Source organism: Rhizobium sp. CF142, assembly GCF_000281145.1.
GTDB lineage: Bacteria > Pseudomonadota > Alphaproteobacteria > Rhizobiales > Rhizobiaceae > Rhizobium.
In genome coordinates, this window is sequence record NZ_AJWE01000135.1 from 1 (window position 1) to 22055 (window position 22055).

At 61.1% G+C, this 22055-nt stretch carries 23 protein-coding genes; 9 read left to right on the top strand and 14 right to left on the bottom strand.

Annotated features, from left to right (window positions below; all coding sequences use genetic code 11):
* Positions 1-207 (bottom strand): pilus assembly protein TadG-related protein (locus PMI11_RS34145; RefSeq protein WP_007826762.1); only part of this gene is annotated, 207 nt, incomplete at its 3' end.
* Positions 208-462: 255 nt separating this feature from the next.
* Between PMI11_RS34145 and PMI11_RS34150 the strand changes: the two genes are divergently transcribed.
* A complete protein-coding gene (locus PMI11_RS34150) occupies positions 463-1836 on the top strand; it encodes a class II 3-deoxy-7-phosphoheptulonate synthase (protein WP_037072668.1) in 1374 nt (457 codons plus the stop codon).
* A 173-nt stretch (positions 1837-2009) separates the two neighbouring features.
* On the opposite strand, the gene PMI11_RS34155 is transcribed toward PMI11_RS34150, so the two are convergent.
* Complete coding sequence (locus PMI11_RS34155; protein WP_007826766.1) at positions 2010-2822, bottom strand: hypothetical protein; 813 nt, start codon at positions 2820-2822, stop codon at positions 2010-2012.
* Between the two features lie 79 nt (positions 2823-2901).
* On the opposite strand from PMI11_RS34155, the gene PMI11_RS34160 reads away from it, so the two are divergent.
* On the top strand, positions 2902-3378 hold the full coding sequence (locus PMI11_RS34160; RefSeq protein WP_007826769.1) for an NUDIX hydrolase: 477 nt from the start codon (positions 2902-2904) through the stop codon (positions 3376-3378).
* A 194-nt stretch (positions 3379-3572) separates the two neighbouring features.
* Positions 3573-4847: a tyrosine--tRNA ligase gene (gene tyrS, locus PMI11_RS34165; protein WP_007826771.1), complete on the top strand. Its 1275-nt coding sequence runs from the start codon at positions 3573-3575 to the stop codon at positions 4845-4847.
* 49 nt (positions 4848-4896) lie between these two features.
* Here the strand turns inward: tyrS and PMI11_RS34170 are convergent, their stop codons facing one another.
* Together PMI11_RS34170 and PMI11_RS34175 are read right to left on the bottom strand one after the other, a co-directional pair.
* Positions 4897-5655 carry a hypothetical protein gene (locus PMI11_RS34170; protein ID WP_007826773.1) on the bottom strand — a complete coding sequence of 253 codons (759 nt, stop codon included), beginning with the start codon at positions 5653-5655 and terminating at the stop codon, positions 4897-4899.
* Complete coding sequence (locus tag PMI11_RS34175) at positions 5652-6134, bottom strand: HIT family protein (RefSeq protein ID WP_007826776.1); 483 nt, start codon at positions 6132-6134, stop codon at positions 5652-5654. The genes PMI11_RS34170 and PMI11_RS34175 overlap by 4 nt, the downstream gene beginning before the upstream one ends.
* Positions 6135-6264: 130 nt before the next feature.
* Between PMI11_RS34175 and PMI11_RS34180 the strand changes: the two genes are divergently transcribed.
* Complete coding sequence (locus PMI11_RS34180) at positions 6265-6678, top strand: NUDIX hydrolase (RefSeq protein ID WP_051034670.1); 414 nt, start codon at positions 6265-6267, stop codon at positions 6676-6678.
* A gap of 96 nt (positions 6679-6774) precedes the next feature.
* Here the strand turns inward: PMI11_RS34180 and PMI11_RS34185 are convergent, their stop codons facing one another.
* Positions 6775-7524 carry an aminoacyl--tRNA ligase-related protein gene (locus tag PMI11_RS34185; protein WP_007826780.1) on the bottom strand — a complete coding sequence of 250 codons (750 nt, stop codon included), beginning with the start codon at positions 7522-7524 and terminating at the stop codon, positions 6775-6777.
* A 270-nt stretch (positions 7525-7794) separates the two neighbouring features.
* Between PMI11_RS34185 and PMI11_RS34190 the strand changes: the two genes are divergently transcribed.
* On the top strand, positions 7795-8169 hold the full coding sequence (locus tag PMI11_RS34190) for a nuclear transport factor 2 family protein (protein ID WP_081493327.1): 375 nt from the start codon (positions 7795-7797) through the stop codon (positions 8167-8169).
* Between the two features lie 18 nt (positions 8170-8187).
* Here PMI11_RS34190 and PMI11_RS34195 read toward each other — a convergent pair whose 3' ends face one another.
* Together PMI11_RS34195 and PMI11_RS34200 are read right to left on the bottom strand one after the other, a co-directional pair.
* Positions 8188-9927 (bottom strand): pilus assembly protein TadG-related protein, encoded by a 1740-nt coding sequence (locus tag PMI11_RS34195; protein ID WP_007826783.1) that lies wholly within the window; start codon positions 9925-9927, stop codon positions 8188-8190.
* A 1-nt stretch (position 9928) separates the two neighbouring features.
* Positions 9929-10351, bottom strand: coding sequence for a TadE/TadG family type IV pilus assembly protein (locus PMI11_RS34200; protein WP_007826784.1), 423 nt, complete (start codon positions 10349-10351; stop codon positions 9929-9931).
* Positions 10352-10640: 289 nt separating this feature from the next.
* Between PMI11_RS34200 and PMI11_RS34205 the strand changes: the two genes are divergently transcribed.
* Entirely contained in the window at positions 10641-11036 is a 396-nt protein-coding gene (locus tag PMI11_RS34205) for a GFA family protein (RefSeq protein WP_007826785.1), read from the top strand.
* Here the strand turns inward: PMI11_RS34205 and PMI11_RS34210 are convergent.
* The 7 genes from PMI11_RS34210 to PMI11_RS34240 form a co-directional block, all read right to left on the bottom strand.
* Positions 11033-11974: an MBL fold metallo-hydrolase gene (locus PMI11_RS34210; RefSeq protein WP_007826786.1), complete on the bottom strand. Its 942-nt coding sequence runs from the start codon at positions 11972-11974 to the stop codon at positions 11033-11035. The genes PMI11_RS34205 and PMI11_RS34210 overlap by 4 nt on opposite strands.
* Before the next feature lie 228 nt (positions 11975-12202).
* Positions 12203-13033 carry an alpha/beta fold hydrolase gene (locus PMI11_RS34215; protein WP_037072671.1) on the bottom strand — a complete coding sequence of 277 codons (831 nt, stop codon included), beginning with the start codon at positions 13031-13033 and terminating at the stop codon, positions 12203-12205.
* A gap of 293 nt (positions 13034-13326) precedes the next feature.
* Positions 13327-14568: an MFS transporter gene (locus PMI11_RS34220; protein ID WP_007826788.1), complete on the bottom strand. Its 1242-nt coding sequence runs from the start codon at positions 14566-14568 to the stop codon at positions 13327-13329.
* Complete coding sequence (locus PMI11_RS34225) at positions 14565-15203, bottom strand: ArsR/SmtB family transcription factor (RefSeq protein WP_007826789.1); 639 nt, start codon at positions 15201-15203, stop codon at positions 14565-14567. The genes PMI11_RS34220 and PMI11_RS34225 overlap by 4 nt, the downstream gene beginning before the upstream one ends.
* A gap of 65 nt (positions 15204-15268) precedes the next feature.
* Positions 15269-15814 (bottom strand): hypothetical protein, encoded by a 546-nt coding sequence (locus tag PMI11_RS34230; RefSeq protein ID WP_007826791.1) that lies wholly within the window; start codon positions 15812-15814, stop codon positions 15269-15271.
* A gap of 82 nt (positions 15815-15896) precedes the next feature.
* Entirely contained in the window at positions 15897-18629 is a 2733-nt protein-coding gene (locus PMI11_RS34235) for an ATP-binding protein (protein WP_007826792.1), read from the bottom strand.
* 124 nt (positions 18630-18753) lie between these two features.
* The gene (locus PMI11_RS34240; protein ID WP_007826793.1) at positions 18754-19290 is read right to left on the bottom strand and encodes a DUF1003 domain-containing protein; all 537 of its coding nucleotides are present in this window, start codon (positions 19288-19290) and stop codon (positions 18754-18756) included.
* On the opposite strand from PMI11_RS34240, the gene PMI11_RS37555 reads away from it, so the two are divergent.
* The 3 genes from PMI11_RS37555 to PMI11_RS34250 are packed head-to-tail and all read left to right on the top strand — an operon-like array spanning position 19289 to position 22019.
* Positions 19289-19435, top strand: a complete 147-nt coding sequence (locus PMI11_RS37555; protein ID WP_157179728.1) for a hypothetical protein — start codon at positions 19289-19291, stop codon at positions 19433-19435. The two genes, PMI11_RS34240 and PMI11_RS37555, sit on opposite strands and share 2 nt — an antisense overlap.
* A 44-nt stretch (positions 19436-19479) precedes the next feature.
* Positions 19480-21159 (top strand): NAD+ synthase, encoded by a 1680-nt coding sequence (locus PMI11_RS34245; protein ID WP_037072672.1) that lies wholly within the window; start codon positions 19480-19482, stop codon positions 21157-21159.
* A gap of 26 nt (positions 21160-21185) precedes the next feature.
* Positions 21186-22019: a TolB family protein gene (locus PMI11_RS34250; RefSeq protein WP_007826797.1), complete on the top strand. Its 834-nt coding sequence runs from the start codon at positions 21186-21188 to the stop codon at positions 22017-22019.
* Positions 22020-22055: the final 36 nt, after the last annotated feature.

A 22055-nucleotide genomic window follows, 5' to 3' on the forward strand; every position in this document is an offset into this window, starting at 1 on the left:
GGCGGCTGCCACTGCATCCGATTTTTCGGAAACGGCGCCGACGGCTGCGGCATCGGCGGCGGCATAGAGCTGGGTACGCAAGCTCAGCGCATGGGCATAGTCCAGCGCCAGACCGGCAGAGCCAACCAACGGCACCATCAAAAGCGCCGTCATGATACCGAAATTGCCAGACCGGTCCGAAAGGAAAGCGGACGAAAGGATACCCATGCTGAACCCCTATTTTATTAGGGTATTCTGTACATTTGAAATCTAAATTAGCAGGAAAATAGCATGGTATATATCGTCTTAACGCCAGTTTCGATGTCATATTGGCGCAGCCAGAGTGACGCTGCGAGCCGCCGATGCAAACTCTCCCAGGGCGCCGAATGCGCTAGGCAAGGGGAGCCGAAAGGTTTATAAGCCGCCGCATTCTTTAACGGGCAGGCATCCGGAGCAAACCGGATGGGGAAGCAGATGAGTGACATGGCACAGAATTGGACCCCGAGCAGCTGGCGGAGCAAGCCAATCCAGCAGGTTCCGGAATATCCTGACGCGGCAGCACTTGCCGCGACGGAAGCCGTGCTTGCCACCTATCCGCCACTCGTTTTTGCCGGTGAAGCTCGCCGCCTTAAGAGCGCGCTTGCCAATGTGGCCGAAGGCAACGCCTTCCTGCTGCAGGGCGGCGATTGCGCCGAGAGCTTCCTGGAGCATGGCGCCGACAATATCAGAGACTTCTTCCGCGCCTTCCTGCAGATGGCCGTCGTGCTGACTTTTGGCGCCCAGCTTCCTGTCGTGAAGGTTGGCCGTATCGCCGGCCAGTTCGCCAAGCCGCGTTCGGCGCCGATGGAAACGCAGAACGGCGTGTCGCTGCCAAGCTATCGCGGCGATATCGTCAACGGTATCGAATTCACGCCTGAATCCCGTATCCCGAGCCCGGAGCGCCAGCTCGACGCTTACCGCCAGTCGGCAGCGACCTTGAACCTGCTGCGCGCCTTCGCGATGGGCGGTTATGCCAATCTCGACAACGTGCACAAGTGGATGCTCGGCTTCGTCAAGGACAGCCCGCAGGGCGAGCGTTACCGCAAGCTTGCCGACCGCATCAGCGAAACCATGGATTTCATGAAGGCGATCGGCATCACCTCGGAAAACAATCCGAGCCTGCGCGAGACGGATTTCTTCACCAGCCACGAAGCGCTGCTGCTTGGTTATGAAGAAGCGCTGACCCGTGTCGACTCCACCTCGGGTGACTGGTACGCCACATCAGGCCATATGATCTGGATAGGCGACCGCACGCGCCAGCTCGACCATGCGCATGTGGAATATTTCCGCGGCATCAAGAACCCTGTTGGGCTCAAGTGTGGCCCGTCGCTGCAGCCAGACAACCTGATCGAACTGATCGATGCGCTGAACCCGGGCAACGAAGCCGGTCGCCTGACGCTGATCTGCCGCTTCGGCCATGACAAGGTGGCCGACAGCCTGCCGAAGCTCATCCGCGCCGTCGAGCGCGAGGGCAAGAAGGTCGTCTGGTCCTGCGATCCGATGCATGGCAACACGATCACGCTCAACAGCTACAAGACGCGCCCCTTCGAACGCATCCTCTCGGAAGTCGAAAGCTTCTTCCAGATCCACCGCGCCGAAGGCACGCATCCGGGCGGCATCCATATCGAAATGACCGGCAAGGACGTGACCGAATGCACCGGCGGCGCCCGTGCCGTGACGGCCGAGGACTTGCAGGACCGCTACCACACCCACTGCGACCCGCGCCTCAACGCCGACCAGGCCCTCGAGCTGGCGTTCCTGCTGGCAGAGCGCATGAAGGGCGGGCGTGATGAGAAGCGGATGGCTGCCAACGCGTAATGCGATGCGAATAGCCAATAGCCACTAGAGTCGAAAGCCCGGCCTCGCGCCGGGTTTTTTGTGTTCGGAGAGCCCACCTTAAACTCTCTCATCCCCTCCTCGTGCCAGCACGAGGAGGGGATGAGAGAGGAGGAGGCTTACGCGCAAAATCATCGGCGTTGCCGACGCCTCGATCACCGCACCTGAACATGAATATGATCGTCATGCCGAGCCGCACGGCATCCCTGGAAGCGCACATGATCATCGGTGATGCCGAGGGTATTCTTCAGATGCGGCTCGATAAACACCTTCTCCAGTCCGAACTTGCTGACGCCATCGGTGGTCAGCCAATTGATCGCCGCGACCATGCGCTGCTCCTCAATTCGAAAGTTCGGAAATAACGGCTGGATCACATCCAGATCCCAACGCCCGGTCAGCCAGTCAGTCCGCCCTTTGCATGGCTGATCATCACCATCGGCAGGCTGCTCGAAGGCGAAATAACCGATCGGTGAGCGGGTTTCGCTATTCAGAAATTCGCTGTTGGCATCCTTGTAATAGTAGGCGAAGTCGAGCTTCCTGCTGTCGGCATGCGATAGGTGCGGCAACAGCGGGAAACCGGTCAGGAACGGGAAGTTGGCATCCAGCACGACCGTTGTCGTGCCAGGGAACTGCCTGTCCATATTATCGGCAAGCGCATGGGCCAGATCGCGCATACCGGGCGTAACATAGTTGCGGTTGAGGGCGCAGTAGATCGGTGAGCGGACGACGAGCTTGTTCGAAGCGTCTGCCAGGCACGACAGGGGAACACGCCCGAAGATCGGTGCAACGATGCCGGTGGCAAGCATCAGGCCGGTATAGACGAGCAGAAAGATTGCAAGCTTGGGCAAAAATCTGCGCACGCCCCAGAGGCGTGCAACCGCAAGGTCTACAAGATAAGCGATACCGCCAATCTGGGTGAGCAGGGTCAGAAAGACGACGATTGCGAAGCGGAAGGCGAAACGAAGCATCTGATGTTTTTTTGCACTGGAAGTTGCGATTTTCTTCTATTGCCATTCTCATGAGAGATTACACAAGAGGGTGAGTTTGATGCGAATACGTCCGTCGGCACGGCTGCTTCTGCTCGATCAGTTTGGCTGCGTCCTGCTGTTCAAATTCGTCTTCAGATCCGGCGCGCTTGCGGGGCGCCAATATTGGGCGACACCGGGCGGCGGGCTCGAGGAGGGCGAGACATTCGAGCAGGCGGCCCTGCGCGAACTCTCGGAAGAGACGGGCTTTCATACGGAGCAGGTGGGACCGTCGATCGGCAACCGGTCTTTCGACCTGCAACTGCCCGATGGCGAGATGGTGCGTGCCGAGGAGCAGTTTTTTGCGGTGCGCGCCGAACGCGGTGCGATCTCCGACAGCGGCTGGACGGATCTGGAACGAGAAGTCATGGCCGATCATCACTGGTGGTCGACCGCGGAACTCGTCAGCAGTACCGAGATCATTTTTCCCGATGGAATCCTCGATCTGATGGAGGCTGCCGCCGCGCAGCCTGCCTTGCCGATTGCCGCGCGTCGTTGACCAGCCCTCTTGTGGCCGGATCGCAGGCCCGGTATGTAAACTGCATGACCCGTGTACCGACCCTTTCTGGCCTGTATTACGCGCTGCTCCCATAGAGCGGCGACGGTCATCTACGACACCCGAAACGCCGCACGGTCGGCGGCGCGTGTTTCAGCAGAAGGTCTCCGGCCTGATTGGCCCCCATGGAGACCCTTATGACCATCAATTTCCAGCCTTCCACCAAGCTTCGATCGGAGTTTCTGCGTGTTCTCTCCGAGCGCGGTTTCATCCAGCAATGCACCGACCTTGAAGCGCTCGATAGCTGGCTCAGTACCGGCTCTAGGACGGCCTATAACGGCTTCGATCTGACGGCCGACAGCCTGCATGTCGGGCATCTCATCCCCATCATGATGCTGCATTGGTTCCAGAAGACCGGCAACAGGCCGATCGCGCTGATGGGCGGGGCGACGACGTTGCTTGGCGATCCGAGCTTTCGTGACACGTCGCGGCCTCTGCTCAGCAAAGAGCAGATCGCCGGCAATCTCGCCGGTATCAGGCGCATCTTCGAACGGTTCCTCACTTTCGGCGACGGGCCGACCGATGCGCTCATGGTCAACAACGTCGATTGGCTGGGCAGTCTGAAATACCTGGATTTCCTGCGCGATGTCGGCCCGCATTTCTCCGTCAACCGGATGCTGACCTCCGACAGTGTGCGCCAGCGACTGGAGCGGGAGCAATCGCTATCACTGCTCGAATTCAACTACATGGTGATGCAGGGCTATGACTTTCATGTGCTTGCCGGAAGCCACGGCTGCTTGCTGCAGCTCGGCGGTTCGGACCAGTGGGGCAATATCTTGAGCGGCGTGGAATTCGGACGGCGTGCCGGCGGGCGCACGCTGTTCGGATTGACGGCGCCGCTCTTGACGACCGCCTCGGGCGCGAAGATGGGCAAGAGTGCGTCGGGTGCGGTCTGGCTGAATGCCGACCGCTTGTCGCCCTACGAATTCTGGCAATTTTGGCGCAACACCGAGGATGCTGATGTCGGGCGCTTCTTGCGCCTCTTCACTGAGCTGCCGCTTGACGAGATCGCCCGGCTGGAAAGGCTTAGCGGCTCCGAAATCAACTTGGCGAAGAAGGTGCTTGCCGACGCGGTGACCGGGCTCTGCCACGGCGCAGAAGCGGCGGCAGAGGCCTCCGAAACATCTCGCCGGATGTTTGAAGTGGGCGAGGTCGCTGCCGGCCTGCCGACGGTTCCGGTGAATGGCGATCTGCTGCGGCAGGGCTTGCCGCTGCCGGATGCGCTTGTCACGTTGGGGCTTGCCAAGTCGAAAAGCGAGGCGCGGCGGCTGATCCTTGGTGGCGGCGTTCGCGTCAACAACCGCAGCGTCAGCGATGAAACCATGCTGCTTGGGTATGCGGATATGGAGGGCGGCGTCATCCGCCTGTCGGTCGGTCGGAAGAAGCACGTGTTATTGCGGCTGGAACCGTGATGCCATCGGGGGCGGGCGCCTATGTCACGTAGGTACCCGCTCCCTGATGTTACAGGGCATTGTGCGCGCGGAAATGCTGCTGCAGAAAAGCCTGAGCCTTTTGGAAGCTCCATGTCCTGGCAGAGCCGGGCATGAAATCTTCGTTGTTCAAGATATCACTCAGCGGTGACGCGAAGAGTTCGGCTGCCTCGTTACGGTCAGGTGCATGGCGGGCGCCGTCGAGGATTTCGGCGGCGGTGGAGCGGCTTGATGCCATCAGGAAAAGCTCCGGATGGCAGTAGGTCGGATCGTAGGCGAGACCGATGCCGAAGGCTGAAGCGCGGTCGATATCGGTGACGGCGACCTCCTCGGCAAGCTCGCGGGCCCCCTCGTCGAAGAGATCGATCTCTTCGCCTTCCGCTGGCTCCGCGTAGCCGCCGATCAGATAGAGAGCGCCGGGATTTTGCTCCGCGGTGAGGCTTCGCCTGGTGACGATCACCTGCTGGTCTGCGGTGACAAGAACGACGGTGAGCCCGAGCGGGTCGGCGCGCTCGGCTTGCGGGTACTCCTCGGCAAAGCCGGCATGGCGGGTCGCCACATAGGCGGAAAAGCATGTGCTCTGCGCCGTGATGGTCAGCCTGTTATCTTCGATGTGATGCGCGGCCATGCGCAGAAGCTGTCCGTCGAAGGCGGCGGGGTGTCTGGCGAGGAAGCGATCCCAGCCCGCCTTCCGCTGCGCCTCGACCGGATCGGAGAGGTGGAAGCTCTCGGCAAGGCGGCAATGGATATGATCGGCTGGTATCGTGAATGCCTGGTCCGCAAATGTCATGCGCGTAATGTCTTTCTCAGCAATTCGATGGTCTCGGCAACTGATAGTCCCTTTATCGGCGGCGGGTCGGCCCGCTCGCAGAATTCCCGCCAGACGAAGAAGGTTAGTTCTGCGCCATCGGTCGGGGTTTCGCCAGGGCCTTCGGCGAAGGTCTGGAGCAGGCGATAGCGCTCGTCCTGCCAGAAAAGGTCTTCCACCCAGTCGTAGATCGGGATGATATGGAAATGGATGGGATAGCCCGGCGCGTGGCCATAGCGGCCGATGTAGACGCGTTTTGCGCTGAGCACCGTGCCGAGGGCTGCCTGCGCCTTTGCCAGCAGCGGGCCGAGTTCGGCGAGGGCTTCGGGCGAGAGTTCCGAGAGGTCGTTGGTGAAGCTTCGCGAGCTGACCATGAGATAGCCGGGCAGGGCGGCATTGATGCGATGGTTCACTAGCCAGCCTGATGTTTCGGATACATGAAACTCTTCGGGGATTTCCAAGGACTGTTTCTCCATCGCGTGGGGCAGCCGTGCAGATTCGCAGAGTGGCCGACGATGACATGCTTCGGCAAGGCAAGGAGACGTGACTTTCGCCTGTTGTCGAGGCAGATTGCGGACGCATCGAAGGGAAATGTTTTTGATTGATATTGCATGCGCCATCTTTTGGCGGGAAGGCCGGGTTCTGCTGGTCCGGCGAGCAGGGCACAAAGAGCGCTTTCCGGATTGCTGGGATCTAGTCGGCGGCCATGTTGAAATCGGCGAAAGCCCCGAGGTGGCAATGATGCGTGAGGCAAAAGAGGAGATCGGCCTGACCCCATTGCGGTTCCGAAAGGTCGCCGAGCATCTCGAGCAAGTTACCACCTACCATCTCTTTCTGGTGAGCGAATGGCAGGGCGGAGATCCTGTATTGCTTGGTGATGAACATACGGCGATGCGATGGGTCACGCCTGGTGAGGCCGAGGCCCTTGGCGATATGGGGCACCCGCAATGGTGTTCGATCTTCCGCGAGCTTCACGAAAAGTCTCTACTTGGTGACATGCGTTGACAGCTGAAGCCGTCGCTTAAGACGCGGAAATACATATAAATAAAACTATATTTAAAATACGGGCCGGATCCCCTAGTGAACCCGGCCCGCATTCCCTTACAGGCTGGTTGCCATGTTCCAATTGTAGACGCAGCGATCAAGGCCGATGGCGATTTCGAGGACGAGAACGTCGTGCTCGACGGCCGGACCCTTTTTCGGCTGCGTCCTGTAGCGTTCGGGAAAATCCGTGCGGCGGGAGATCGAGCAGACTTCCATCCACTTGTCGCCGTTATCCACTTCCACATCGACTGTCGTCTGCGCGTAGGCAGGCAAGCGGTCGGAGGGCACGATGCGGGTCGGCAGCGGAATGAGCGAGGCAATCATGCGGCGCACGGGCTCCAGCGAAGCGGCGTGGTAATCGTTGCCGCTGTCGGCGGTGTAGGCGCATTGGAATTCCAGCTGCCAGAATTCCTTCAGGCGCATGTGCTTGGTCGGCTGATCCTGCTCGCGCCGGTAGGATCGACCGGCCTGCCAGACGCAAAGAGGCAGGCGCGTTCGGGAATGATTGCCGAGAATGTGCTGCATGTAGACGTAGCTGGAGGGCGTCGTTTCCGGCCTCAGCACGAGCGGTGGATCGGTTTCGGAAAGCTGTTCCTGCATCCAGATATCGGCATTGGTATAGGCATCCGAGATGAGGGCGCGCGGCGTCAGCGCGGGCGCCTCGACCCGTCTTATATCCCAGGCCGAGTTAACCGACCGGAGGAAGGTTCGCACTTCCTCGGAGAAGAAACGGACCATGTGGTCACGCATGTTGATTTCACGCTCTTCCCAGTGAACGAGCGAATTGACATTGAAAAGATTGAGCACGGTGCCTGTCTCCCTGGCAGCCCTTACAGAATGATGGGGGCTTTACGTCCAGCAGTTCGCCGGACGCATCAGGCATCCGGACGTTACGACTGGACGCGGAGACCTCGTCCGCCAAAAGCGCGCAAAACGGCAACCTGCGGGCAGGTGCGGTCAAGACGGGAGAGGGGCGCGCTGTTGGAACTCATGACAGTGTTCGTATCCGCGGACCGGGCGCTTGTCAAACCGGCCTTTCGCCTTGCGGCCAGCGCTTCATCCATGCATTCTAGCGGCATGAGCGATCTGGATCTGGACCATATTCTTAGAGAACTTGCTGCCCGCGAGCCGATCTTCCACAGGCGGGAATTCGGCACGTCGCGGGCCGATCTCGAGCGGATGACCGATAGCAATTTCTGGGAAATCGGTGCGAGCGGGAAAGTTTATCAGCGCAGCTATGCCATCGAAACATCGCTTGCACGCTACGAAAACGGACTTGAGCCGCATGATTGGCCCTGCCGGGATTTCACCATCACGGTGCTGACGGACGGGCTCTTCCTTCTTTCCTACATACTCGAAGAGCCGCAGCGCGTAACGCGCCATTCGACCATCTGGCGCTGGACAGACGAAGGCTGGAAGATCGTCTTCCATCAAGGCACGCTGGCGAACTGAGCCGACGCAGACCTCCTCCTACTGCACCAGCACCGATTGCTGGCAGCGCACATCGGTGACGCGGACATCGGCTTCGCCGATCTTGATTCCGAGCAGCGTCAGCGTGTTGAAGAGAAGTTCGTCGAGCGGCTTGGTGAGCCCGGTCAGCGTGTCGGCTACCGCGCCCTGGATCACCGCCTTCGGCAGACCGATGCCGAGGCCGAGGACGGTGACCTGGATATCGGTGTTGGCGAGCAGACTGGCGACGGTCGAGGTCAGCGTGTCCTTGGTCGAGACATTCTTGATGGTCCCGGCGGCAATATCCTTCGGCTGGAACGTCAGCCGGGTTTTGGTCTGGTTGGTGACGTTGACCTGCGCCAGGGCGGAGACGTCGAGCAGCGTCGCATCGATGATCTTGGCGCGGGTCACACGCGGCTTGCTGCCGAAATTGGCGAAGGCGCTGGTATCGACATCGCCGAGATCGAGCTCGGCGACGCCGGGCACGACATCGATGCCGACATTGGCGTTCCGTGCTCCGCCGCCGAGGCAGGAAATGCTCGCAAGCTTGGCTTCCGCATAGGCGACCTCGACATAGAGCGGCACGCGCAGCTTGATGCCGGCAATCGAGCTGATGCCGAGAACATTCAGTTCGATTGCGAGACGCACCTGGGCGGTGCGCACGACGGCGCCCGTGGTGCCGACGGCGTTGGAGGCTATCTCCTTTGGCGGCTCGCCGATCGCGAGCGTCAGTTTCGTGGCGGCGACGCCGGGCACGGCGGCGTTCAGATTGACGGCGACCTGCTTCTTCTGGTTGGCGGCGATTGCGGCGGCCGAGAGGATATCCATCATGCTGGCATCGACAGAAAGGTGCGAGCCGCTGCCGACAACCCTTTCACCTGTCGAGCCGAGGTTCAGGAGGTCTTCCAGCTTCAGCTTGACCTGCGTGGTGCCGAGTGCCTTCTGGACCGTGTCGAGCGTCTTCGTCACCGTGGGCGTCAGGCCGCTGGTCTTCTTCAGCGTCGTGAGCAGACGGGGATAGGTGATCTCGGTCGCCAGCACGTCATTATAGCTGCCGGCGGTGAGATTGAGATCTGTCGCCAGAGTATCCAGGAAGGAGAGCAGCTCGACATTGGCGCTCGCAAGCGCAGAGTAATCGGCGACCTTGAGGGAAAGCGTGGTACCGAGCAGGCTTCCGAGCAATCCGTTCAGCACACCGTCATTGAGGCTCGCAAGGCGCGAGCCGACGGAAAAGGCGGCAAGCTTGGAGGCGGAGGCCGTGCCTGTGGCACTCAGGGTCGGTGCAGCAGCGAAGGCAGCGGCAAATGTCAGCTCGGCTATCTGGCTGAGATCCACTCTTGCTGCATCGTATGGTTGTGTTCCGGGAGAGAACCGGCTGCCAAGCGCCGTGGATGGATCGGCGAGGTAGGTGCCGGGCACCAGGTTTGCAACCGCATCGAATGTCTTGAGGTCGGCTTCCGAAAGCTGCCTCATTCCCTGCTTCGTTGCATAGCCGTTTGCGGTTCTGACAGCGACGTCCAAGCCGTTCTCGTTGAAATTGATCACGAGATTCTCAGCCGCATGGTTGATATCGGAGGCGGCGACGATCGCGCCGAGATCGCTCAATTCCTGCAGGCGGCGCTGCTGCAGCGTCATCATGCCGTAGTCGATGCCGAGGCCGAGCGTATAGAGTATAAGCGGCGCGCAGAGGGCCGCGGTGATGGCAATATTGCCCGCTGCATCGACCGCGAAGCAGCTTAGCCGAACACGAAATGTCCGCATGTCAGATGCCCCCCATCCGGATCGTGGCGAAACGACGGATTACGTGGTCGGGCAGGGGAAATGTATAGAGATTCCAAAGCGGAAGATTGGACGTGTCATAGGCAGCGGAGACGGTGAACTGGTTCGCATTGGCCGGATCGGTGGCGACGCTGATCTGCAGTTTCGAGAGGTCGAGCAGCGGATGGTCGATCGTCGATCGGGAAATGAAGTCATTGACGAGTTGCGTGCGTTCCTGGCTGGTAAGGCCCGCGACAGCCGTACGCGCAGCATCCGCGGTCAACTGCTGGACGGCATGGGCTGCGCTGAGATAGATACCATAGGCGATCATCGTCAGCACGATCAGTATGAAGACCGGTGCGACGATCGCAAATTCGATGGCGGCGGCACCCGAGATATTGGCGTGGAAACGACGATAAAGCTTCATATTTCACCTCGCTTGCCGCCGAGTTGTGTTTTCGATCAGTAGCCGGATCTTAAATCAGAATTTATTAATTTTGGTTTATCTAATAAACGTATTGGCTGTATTCGTGAGGAATGATGCCGCACCAAAGGCATTGATATGAGCCGGGAAAGGTCTTCTTGATCTGGCCTGCAACCGATAATGCTCTGCCTCTTCCAGGGCATCAGTTTTCCTGAAGCCATTGATCAGCGCTTTGGATTTGACTGGCGGTTGTACCGACGTCACTCTCCCAGCTGCTTCAGGGAGAACGGAAATGAGCGAACATCATGCGGGCGGTTGCCTGTGCGGCGCGGTGCGGTTCGAAACGCGGGAGAAGCCCGATGTCGTGGTCGGCTGCCATTGCTCGCAATGCCGGCGGCAGACGGGGCTTTATTATGCTGCGGCCGACGTGCCGGTTTCGGCGCTTACGATTACGGGCGAGGAAAACCTGCGCTGGTATCAGTCGAGCGATGAGGCCAGGCGTGGTTTCTGCTCGCAGTGCGGCTCGGCGCTGTTCTGGCAGAGGCTCGGCGGACCGGCAATGTCCATCCTGGCCGGCGCGTTCGACGAGCCAAGCGGGCTCCGCTTCGGCTACCATATCTTCTGTGCCGACAAGGCCGATTTCTATGAGATTCCCGGTGGCGTTCCGCAATATGCAGTACGACCTTAAACCTTCACGAAGCGGTAGGCGCTGTCCTTGCGCTCGGCATAACCGACGCCGGGATAGGACCAGTGATAGCCGAGAAGCTTGATCTTTTCCGAAGCGGCGCGGTCGAGCAGCATGCGGCGGTTTTTCAGGGCGGTTTCGGGATCGGTGTCGAAGCCGAAATGCCAGGCGGGATGTTCGAAGAAGATCACGTCATTAGTGCAGGCGTCACCCGTGATGAGGAGATTGCCGTCGCCGGCGAGCTCGAAGGAAATGTGACCCGGCGTATGGCCTGATGTTTCGATCACCTGCATTCCGGGCAGGATTTCCAGTCCCGGCTTGACGAGGGTGAGCTTGTCTTTCACCGCAAAGAGATCGCGCTGTGCGCCGCGAGCGAAATCGTGCAGGGCGGCGGGCATATGGGCCTCATAGTCCTTGTCGGTCCAGAAATTCCATTCGGTCTCGCTGACGAAATAGTCGGCATTCGGATAGAGCAACTTGTCTTCGGCCACGGTCGTGGCACCCGAATGATCGGGATGGGCGTGAGTGAAGATCACCTTGGTGATGGCTTCCGGCTCGATGCCTGCTGCCTTCAGGTTGGCGGCGAGCTTGCCGGCACTTGCCTGGAAATGCGTGCCGGAGCCGTTATCGATGAGGATCAGGTCGCTGCCGTGGCGGATGAGCGGGATATTGGCCTGAACCGGAGCGCCTGCCGCATCACCGCCGAGCCGCGTCAGGATCAGTCGACGCTCTTCCGGCGTTGCATCGGGAAGCAGGACTTCGCCGAGCAGGGTGATGAAACCGTCGCTGACGACAGTGATGTCGAAGGCGCCATGCGTAAAGCGATGAAACTCCGCCGCATAGGTGTTGCGCGGCAGGGCAAAGGCCGCCACGCCCGAGAGGGCGCCGGCCAGAAGCTGACGGCGTGTAGCCGACATGCCGAGATTATCCGCATCGCTCATCTGCTCGTCTCCTCTTCGGTATCACCATGAGGAGACAATAGCAGAACGGCGACAGGATTTCGCCTATAAAATTCAATATTATCAATTATTTACATTGATTTTCAGTTCTTTACGGCTGATGCCGGGAAACCGTACCGGACAACCATTTCCTGACGACGATGACAACCGCAGATCAGGATCAAAAGGGCGCGCCACAAGGGCGCGCCCGCAAGTCTTCGAGAGAAAAACTCAGCCCTTGATGAAGGCCAGGAGGTCCGGGTTGATGACTTCAGGGTGCGTGGTGCACATGCCGTGCGGGAAGCCGGGATAGGTTTTCAGCGTGCCGTTCTTCAGCAGCTTGGCGGACAGCGGCGCGGAATCGGCATAGGGGACGATCTGGTCGTCATCGCCGTGCATGACGAGAACGGGCACGGTGATCTTCTGGAGATCTTCGGTGAAGTCGGTTTCGGAGAAGGCCTTGATGCAATCGTAATGGGCCTTGGCGCCGCCCATCATGCCCTGTCGCCACCAGTTTTCGATCACGCCCTGGCTCACCTTGGCGCCCGGACGGTTGAAGCCGTAGAAGGGGCCAGTCGGGATGTCGAGGAAGAACTGGGCGCGGTTGGCGACAAGGGCTGCGCGGAAGCCGTCGAAGACTTCGAGCGGCAGGCCGCCCGGGTTCTTGTCGGATTTCAGCATGATCGGCGGTACGGCACCGATAATGACGGCCTTGGCAACACGGCCCGGCTTCGCGCGGGCGACATAGTGGACGACTTCGCCGCCGCCGGTGGAGTGGCCGATATGGACGGCATTCTTGAGGTCCAGATGGTCGGTCAGTGCGGCGACATCGGCCGCATAGGTGTCCATCTCGTTGCCTTCCCACGTCTGGGTCGAGCGGCCGTGGCCGCGGCGGTCATGGGCGATGACGCGGAAACCCTTTTCCAGGAAGAACATCATCTGCGCGTCCCAGTCGTCGGCGCTGAGCGGCCAGCCGTGATGGAAGACGATCGGCTGGGCATCCTTCTTGCCCCAATCCTTGTAGAAGATTTCAGTTCCGTCATGGGTCTTGATGAAAGGCATGGTCTGGCTCCGGGGTTGTGATGATGTTGGAGTGGTTGCGGCGAGCGTGGCTTTCGGCAGGGCGATGGCCGCAACCGCGGCGCCGCCTGCCAGAAGAACATCCCGCCGCGTGGCATCGGCCGTCAGTGCAATGCTGCGTTCATTCATAGGTGTCGGCATGATCGCCTCCGTTTGGGCTTCTCCGCGCCTCTTCAACGAGGACAAGCTGGCTCACTTTGGGCAGTGATGCGAGTTAACCGTCGTAAATTGATGCAAAGCAAAAATGAAGCAATGCGCCAAAAGGCGTAATAAGCTCATGAACACAGTATGTTATCCGCAGATTTTTTCCTGTCGAAGCCACGGAAGCTTTGATGTGCCAGGGGAGCAATCGTCGCTGCCAGATATGCGAAACCCATAAGGAGCAGTGCGACCGAGAGGCCAAGGCCATCGATCAGTGCGCCGCCGACAAGGCCGCCGAAGGGAATGAGCGCCCAACAGAGAGCAGCATTCAGCGAGGTGACACGCCCCATCAGCGGCTTCGGAATCCGCTCGAAAAGCACAGCGGTGATGATCGGATTGAGGAAGCCGGAGGCAAAGCCACCGATGACGAGAATTGTGAAAATCGCAGGCAGCGGGGAATCCACCGCAAAGACAAAGAAACGCGGAAAGCCCGTGAGCAGGAAGGCGACAGTGTATACGAGAAGGCGCGGCATGCGATCACCGATCAGGGCGGCAATCGCCGCACCGATCATGGAAGCGCCAGAGAAGACGGCGAACAGGGTGCCGAGCAGGGCGGGGCCATGGCCCGAATCCTGGGTCCAGACAGGCAGCAGGACGGCAAAGTAGGCCTGATCAAGCAGGTTGGTTGTCGCCACCATCAGAATGACTGCGACCAGCACCGCATCACGGCGCATGAAATGCCAGCCTTCCGCCAATTCCCGACCGTAGCCGGAAATGCCGCCTGATTCGGCTTTCCGGGTGTGCCGCAACGCGGGAATGCCGACAGCGACGATCACGGCGGCGGCGGCGAAAGTGAGGGCGTTGACGGCTAGCGCCTGGCTTGGTCCGACAAGGGCAATCAGCGCGCCGGCGCCGGCCGCTCCTGCGGCCGATGCCAGGCGCTCGATGGCGCCGACGACGCCGGTCACGCGCTCCAGCGGCACGGAGGCGAGTTCCGCAATGTCGGGGACCATGGATTGCTTGGCGGCATCCGAGGGACCGCGCAGCACACCCATGGCGAAGACGATCGGCAGCAGGATCGGCATGGTGAGCAGGTCGAGCAGATGCAGCAGCGGCACGAGGCCGACCGCAATCACCGAGGCGCTGTCGCAGATGATGGCGATGCGCTTGGGGCCGAGGCGGTCGATCAAGGGGCCGCCGAGCGCCTTGGCGACGACATAGGGCAACATCTCCATCATGGCGACGAGGCCGGTCAGCACGGGACTGCCGGTCGTGCTCAGCACCAGCCAGGGGATGGCGACGCTGGAGAGCCGCGTGCCTGAAATGGAAAGCGTTTCAGCGAGCGCGAGCGCGACGAAGGGACTGCGGCGGCTCATGGCTCGCTCTCTTCCTCGCCATGCGGCAGGCGGCCCGGATAGGGAAAGGCGTGCAGCATGACGGTGAAAGGCACGGTGCCTGATGGCAATGGCTCGCCGAGGGGCGGGGCCTCGCGCATCGCTTCCATGAGGAGGTCGTTCAGCCGCTTCGTCAGGGCCTCGGCCTTTTCAGGGGTCAGCGGAATGATGATGTCGCTTGCGGTGCTGGCCTTGCGCCATGCGAGCGGCAGCTCGGCATATTCCTCGACTGCCTTCTGCATCTGATCGACCTGAAGGGAGAGGATCGCCTGCGTGAAGGCGACGTCCATATCGAAAGCCTCGCCTTCGGTTTCCGCCGGCGGCACCGAGGTGATCTCGTGGCATGCCCTCCACCAGCGGTCACGACGGGATGGCCCCGGCGCATCCTCGATGAAACCATACTGGGCAAGCTGGCGCAGGTGATAGCTCGTCGCGCCGCTGTTGAGCCCGAGCCGTGTCGCGAGCTGCGTTGCCGTTGCGGGACCATCGATGCGCAGTATACCGAGCATACGTAGGCGCACCGGATGGGCGAGCGCCTTCAGCGCCGTGACGTCGGGGACGACCCGGCTGACGTCGCGGGATGTAGATGACGCTGGTGTAGGAACGGGTGTTTTCATGGCGGCAGCGTAGTACCGCAAATGAATCTTTGCAAAGATTTCTTTGCAGATTTGACGGTAAATCGTCAGCGCGTAGACGTCAGGGTCTTACGACCTTCCAGCACGACCTTGAGAAGTGCATGGGCTGACAGCAGCGGGGACGCTTCGCAGTCGCCGAGGATCAGCAGGCCGGTGGCGGCACCTTCGGGTGTTATGTCCAGACGCCGGCCGGGAATGACGGCGACCGGTTTGCCCGATGTCAGAAAAGCGCGGATCGTGGCTGCGACGCCCTCGGCGGACCAGAGCGGGCCGGAAAGGCCGATGCAGAAGGCGGCGTCGAAATCCTCTGTCACGATCTGGTCGAGGCGCAGAGTATCGGCGAGATCGTCGCGTGCGGCGCGGTCGGTGAGGAAGCGTCCGACAGTAGGCTCCTTATGGACGCTCTGATGGACGGTCTGGCGCAACTCGCTGGTCAGATCGGCGAAGCCGCCTGATGGTGTCGCGAGGACGACTTCTGCCGGTGCATCCTTGAAAAGGTAATAGGCGGGTGCGAGGCGCGCGATCCTGACCTCGCTGTTATCTCCATCCGCAGCGAGAATGATCAGAAAACGGATGGGTATTTGGCCGTCCATGGGCATCCTCCTCTTGGGGAGCAATGATGCACAGACAACGAGAAGCGGACGAGTTGATCGTTGTAAATCGGTGTAAACGGGTTTAGCCGGCCGCGCCCGAAAGCTGCGCCGGTTCATGGCCGAGGGCTTCGAGATCGACGTTGATGCGGCGTTCCCAGCCGACCGCGCCATCCTGCCTTGCGGCGATGCGTGCCGCCTCGAGGATGGCTGAAGCGGCGTCCAGTCCTTCCGGGCTCTGTCCCTTTACGGTGACCATTGCCTTCACCCTCAGGAGCTCGGGCAGGCACCAGCGTTCGCCTGAGACATCGCCATGCTCCAAGGCGCTATCGATCACCGCATGGGCTTCCGCATGTTGACCGAGGCCGGACAGGGCCTGCGCCTCGATGGACTGGAAGTAGGTGCGGAAAAGGTTGAAGCCGGCAAGATCGAGGATGTCCATCGCCGGGCGCAGCTTTGCGAGGCAGAGCCGGTATTCGCCGTCCCGCAGACGTAGCTCCGCCTCGAAGCCGTCGGCATAGGTGTGCCACACATCGAGCGACAGGGCCTTGGTATGGTCACGCAGAAGCCGGATCGCGGCAGCCGCTTCGCCGTCGTTGCCGGAGAGAAGCGCCAGCGGGCAGACGGCTTCGGCGAGAAGATTGCTGATCGAATGGTTATGGCCGATATCGCAGGCGTAGCGCATTGTCTCTTCGACCTCCTTCAGCGCGGCCTTCTCGTCGCCCAATATCCAGAGGCAGCGGGCGATGATGATACGCGCCGTCACGCGCTGGTCGAACTGGAAGCGCACGGAATGGCGAACCTGCGGCACATGCTCGTAGTCCGCCAGCATCGCCAGAAGTTCCTCGCGAGCCTCGGCATGGCGGCCGAGCCAGTGCAGCGTGGCGGCCTTCATACGCCTGCCGATGATGGCATCTGATGGATCGGAAGAGGACGGAGCAAGGGCCGCGAAGCGCTCCGCCAGCTCCAGTCCCTGGCGAGGCTTGGCGCGGTTCAGCAGATCGACCCAAAGCGCCCAGATCGCGCGAAGCTGATGGTCGACATCGCCGAGTTCCTCGGCGATCCGCCGGGCGGTCGTCCAGGCGGCAACGCCGAGTTCCGGTGCATTGGTGGCACGAAGCTGCGGCCAACCGAGCGCGGCATAGAGCTTCATGCGGCTTTTCTCGTCGAGGCCGGGGCGGGCATCGAGGAAGGTTATTGCATGGGTGAGGGCGGCCAGGCACTCATCGAGCAGTGACAGGCGGAAGAAGAGCGGCAGGGCGGCGACCGTCAGCCGCACGCCGAGCAGCGCATCGCCGCCTGATGGACCGAAGGCCCAGTCGAGGGCTGCCCGCAGGCCCGGGACCTGCTGGGCGAGATCATCAGGCCATTCCTCCGGCGAGGCGGCATAGAGATCCTGCTCGGCGCTTTCGAGCGCGATAAAGAGATAGGCGGAGAAGCGGGCCATAACATCGGGCAGTTCGCCCGAGGCGGCAAGCTTTTCGCCGGCATAGAGGCGGGTCGTATCGAGTAGGTGGTAGCGCGTTTCGTCGCTCGCAGTCTCGACCACGACCAGCGATTTGGCGACGAGCGCAGCCAGCAAATCCTCGGGTTCGGTGCCGGAGAGGACCGCGGCTACGGCCCTGCCGCTGAAGCGGCCGCGGAAGACGGAGAGTTCGCGCAACGCCTGCTGCTCCTCCGGCGACAGGATGAGGTAGCTCCAGTCGAGCGTGGCGCGCAGTGTCTGGTGGCGAGGCAGCGCCGTGCGCCGGCCGCGGGTCAATACCCGGAAGCAATCTGAAAGCGAGCGGGAGAGGGCGGCGATGCCCATCGCCTCCAGCCGGCCGGCGGCAAGCTCGATTGCCAGCGCAATGCCATCGAGCCTCGTGCAAATATCGACGACATCGGCGGCGTCCTCGTCCGTCAGCTTGTAACCGCCAAGGCAGGCATCGGCGCGTTCGACGAAAAGCTGGACGGCGGGCGAGGCCAGGGCAGCTTCCGCTGTCACGGCAGACGAGGGCAGGTCTAGCGGCAGGAGGCGGTGGACGCGTTCGCCTTGGGCGCGCAGCGGCTCGCGGCTGGTGGCGAGGATCTGCAGATCGGGCGCTTCCGCCAGCAGGTCTTCGGCGAGCTTGGCGATATCGGCCACCACATGCTCGCAGCTGTCGAGCACGAGCAGGAGATTGCGCGGCTGCAGATAGGCGGCGATTTCCGTGACGATATCGTCGCTGCGCGAGAGGATGCCGAGTGCAGATGCCACGACCGTCGGCACGAGATTTCCGGTCGCGACTTCCGACAGATCGATCCAGACGATCTCGCCCTCGAAGTTGCCCTGCGCAATCACGGCGCGGGCGACGGTGGATTTGCCGATGCCACCCGGGCCGGCGATGGTCACGAGACGGCCCTTGGTCAGCTGTCCGGTCACGGCCGCGATCGTCTGTTCGCGGCCGAAGATGCGGGCGGGCAGGCGTTCGGAGCGGAGTCTCGAGAGTGTCGGCCGAACGGCAGGTGTCGCGCCATTGCTGCGGCGATTGACGGGCGCGATGAATGTATAGCCGCGGCCAGGCACATTGGCGATGAATTGCGGTTCGCGTTTGATGTCGCCCAGCGCCTTGCGCAGCGCTGAGACGTGAACGCGCAGATTGGCCTCGTCGACGAACGTATCCGGCCACACCTGCTTGACGATCTCCGCATTGGTCTTCAGCTCGCCCGGGTGGTTCAAGAGAAACAGCAGGATATCGACGGCGCGGCTGCCGAGAGGCACGGCCGACCCTTCCCGCAACAGGCTGCGCCTGGCGGGCACTATCGAAAATGCGCCGAACTGAAGCTCTTCTTCCAATCATGCTCCCTGCGTGATGGCGGCAGGTTGGCCAAATGCCTGCGCCCTGTCAAATGAAACGCGGTGACACGGCTGGAATTGCGACGAGATTTCAGATGTTTAAGGTCGCGCTATTTTAGCGGGATCAAGCTTGCCCGCGCTCCGCAAGGATGGCATTCAGCCGGGAGACATCCTCGCGCAGCGCAGTCAGTTCCGTCAGCACCCGCATATCGATCTTCTGATGCAGCGACAGGACCTCCAGCTCGGCCTTCAGGTTCACCTCATAATCCTTTGCGGCCTCGAAACGGTCGCGCTCGGCCTGGCGGTTCTGCGACATCATGATGATCGGCGCCTGGATGGCGGCGAGCATGGAGAGGATGAGGTTCAGGAAGACAAAGGGATAGGGATCGAAGGCCCTGCTCAGCAGAATGACCGTGTTGATCAGGGTCCAGATGACGAGAAAACCGAGAAAGGCCAGGATGAAGGACCAGGAGCCGCCGACGCGGGCGATGCCATCGGCCAGCCGCTCGCCGAAGGAGGCTTCGGCGGAAAAGGCGGCATTGACGTCGGTGGAGATGATCTTGCGCTCATGGGTCCTGGCAAGCACGCGCTTTTCGATATCACCCAGCTCCTCGGCCGGCTTGCCGAAATGCAGGTGGACGAAATTTGGAAAGTTAGACATGGCATTGTCCCGGGAGTGGATCGAATTGGCGCGCAGTATTCCGCCGTTGCCGCAAATTGCAATGCGTATCGGCGTCGCGCAAGGCAAACAAAGGGATGGGGTTGCCCTTCATCAAATTTTTGCCGCAGATGGCTACGGCTTTTGAAGCGGCTTATTGCGGTGCACGAAGGGGCGGATTAAATGAATGACATGACACAGGAAAACGCTCTCTCCCATACGTTCAACATCGCCATCGCCCAGCTGAACCCCACGGTCGGCGATGTCGCCGGAAACCTTGCCAAGGTGCGCGAGGCGCGCGCCGATGCGGCGCGGCAGGGCGCGCATCTGCTGATGATGACGGAACTTTTCATCTCCGGTTACCCGCCGGAAGATCTGGTTCTGAAGCCGGCCTTCATCCAGGCTTGCTGGAGGGCGGTGGAGAGCCTTGCGGCCGATACGGCCGATGGCGGGCCGGGTATCGTCATCGGTTTTCCGCGCCAGGACGAGACGGGGCGCTACAATTCCATCGCGGTGCTCGACGGCGGCAAGGTCATTGCCATCAGAGACAAGATCGACCTGCCGAACTATGGCGAGTTCGACGAGAAGCGCGTCTTCGACCAGGGCGCCATGCCGGGGCCCGTGAATTTCCGCGGCGTGCGCATCGGCATTCCGATCTGCGAAGATATCTGGGGCGATCTCGGCGTCTGCGAGACTTTAGCTGAAAGCGGGGCGGAAATCCTGCTCGTCCCGAACGGATCGCCTTACTACCGCGGCAAGGTCGATATCCGCCATCAGGTGGTGCTGAAGCAGGTCATCGAAACCGGCCTTCCCATGGTCTACGCCGCCCAACTCGGCGGCCAGGACGAGCTCGTCTTCGACGGCGCAAGCTTTGCCTTCAATGCCGACAAGTCGCTCGCCTTCCAGCTCAGCCAGTTCGAACCGGCGCTCGCCGTGACGACATGGAAGCGCACCGAGGATGGCTGGCACTGCGCACAGGGGCCGATAGCCCGCATTCCGGAAGCGGAAGAGGCCGATTACCGCGCCTGCCTGCTGGGCTTCCGCGACTATGTAAACAAGAACGGCTTCAAGAATGTCGTGCTCGGGCTCTCGGGCGGCATCGATTCGGCGATCTGCGCGGCGATTGCCGTCGACGCGCTCGGCGAAGAGCGGGTGCGCACGGTCATGCTGCCCTATCACTATACGTCAGAGGACTCGCTGAAGGATGCAGCCGATTGCGCCAAGGCGCTCGGTTGCCGCTACGATATCGTGCCGATCGAAGGACCTGTGACCGGCTTCTCCTCGGCGCTCTCAAGCCTCTTCGAGGGCACGAACAGCGGCATTACCGAGGAGAACCTGCAGAGCCGTGCACGCGGCACGATCCTGATGGCGATCTCCAACAAGTTCGGCTCGATGGTGGTCACGACCGGCAACAAGTCGGAAATGTCGGTCGGTTATGCGACGCTCTACGGCGACATGAACGGCGGCTTCAATCCGATCAAGGACCTCTACAAGATGCAGGTCTATGCGCTGTCGCGCTGGCGCAACGAGAATGTACCGCCGGATGCGCTCGGCCCCTCCGGCGTAGTCATTCCGCAAAACATCATCGACAAGGCGCCGTCGGCCGAGCTTCGCCCCGACCAGAAGGATCAGGATTCGCTACCGCCTTATCCTGTTCTGGACGACATCCTCGAATGCCTTGTCGAGCGGGAGATGGGTGTCGAGGAGATCGTGGCGCGCGGCCATGATGTCGAGACGGTCCACCGCATCGAGCATCTGCTCTATCTCGCCGAATACAAGCGCCGCCAGTCGGCGCCGGGGGTAAAGATCACCAAGAAGAACTTCGGCCGCGACCGGCGCTACCCGATCACCAATCGGTTCCGGGATCGCTGAGACGCCTCGAAGATCTGGGAGGAAACATGCGCAGTTCGGTAGAGATCTTCAATGTGAGGCGCGGCGAAAGCCGTGTCGTCTGGCAGACGGAGGCGCTGGTGGAGGCGCCGAATTTCTCACGCGATGGCGCCTATCTGCTGATCAACGGCGACGGGCTGCTCTATCGCCTGCGCCTCGATGGCAGCGATCTCGTCGAGCGGGTCGATACCGGCTTTGCCGTGCATTGCAACAATGACCATGGCATTTCGCCCGATGGCGAGGAAATTGTCATTTCCGACAAGACCGAGTTCGGCAAGTCGGCGATCTACATTCTGCCGATCGAAGGCGGCAAGCCGCGGCTGGTCACCAAGAACCTGCCGTCCTACTGGCACGGCTGGTCACCCGATGGGCGCAAGCTCGCCTATTGCGGCATCCGCAACGACGTCTTCGATATCTACACTATCTCGGTCAATGGCGGCGAGGAGAAGCGGCTGACGCATGGCGAGGGCCGCAATGACGGGCCGGACTGGTCGGCGGACGGACAGTGGATCTATTTCAATTCCAGCCGCACCGGACTGATGCAGATCTGGCGTGTCCACCCTGATGGTACTGGTCTCCAGCAGGTGACATCGGACAATTACGGCAACTGGTTTGCTCACCCGTCGCCTGATAACGACAAGGTACTGATCCTCTCCTACGACTCTGATGTCTTCGACCATCCGCGCGATCTCAATGTGCGGCTGCGCATGATGGACATGGATGGCGGCAACCTGACGGAGCTGTTCGAGCTTTTCGGCGGGCAGGGCACGATCAATGTGCCGAACTGGTCGCCCGATGGCGAGGAATTCGCCTATGTGCGGTATTTCCCGGCGAGAGGTTGAGGGCGCGCATCGCCATTAGATGATGGGGGTGGCGGG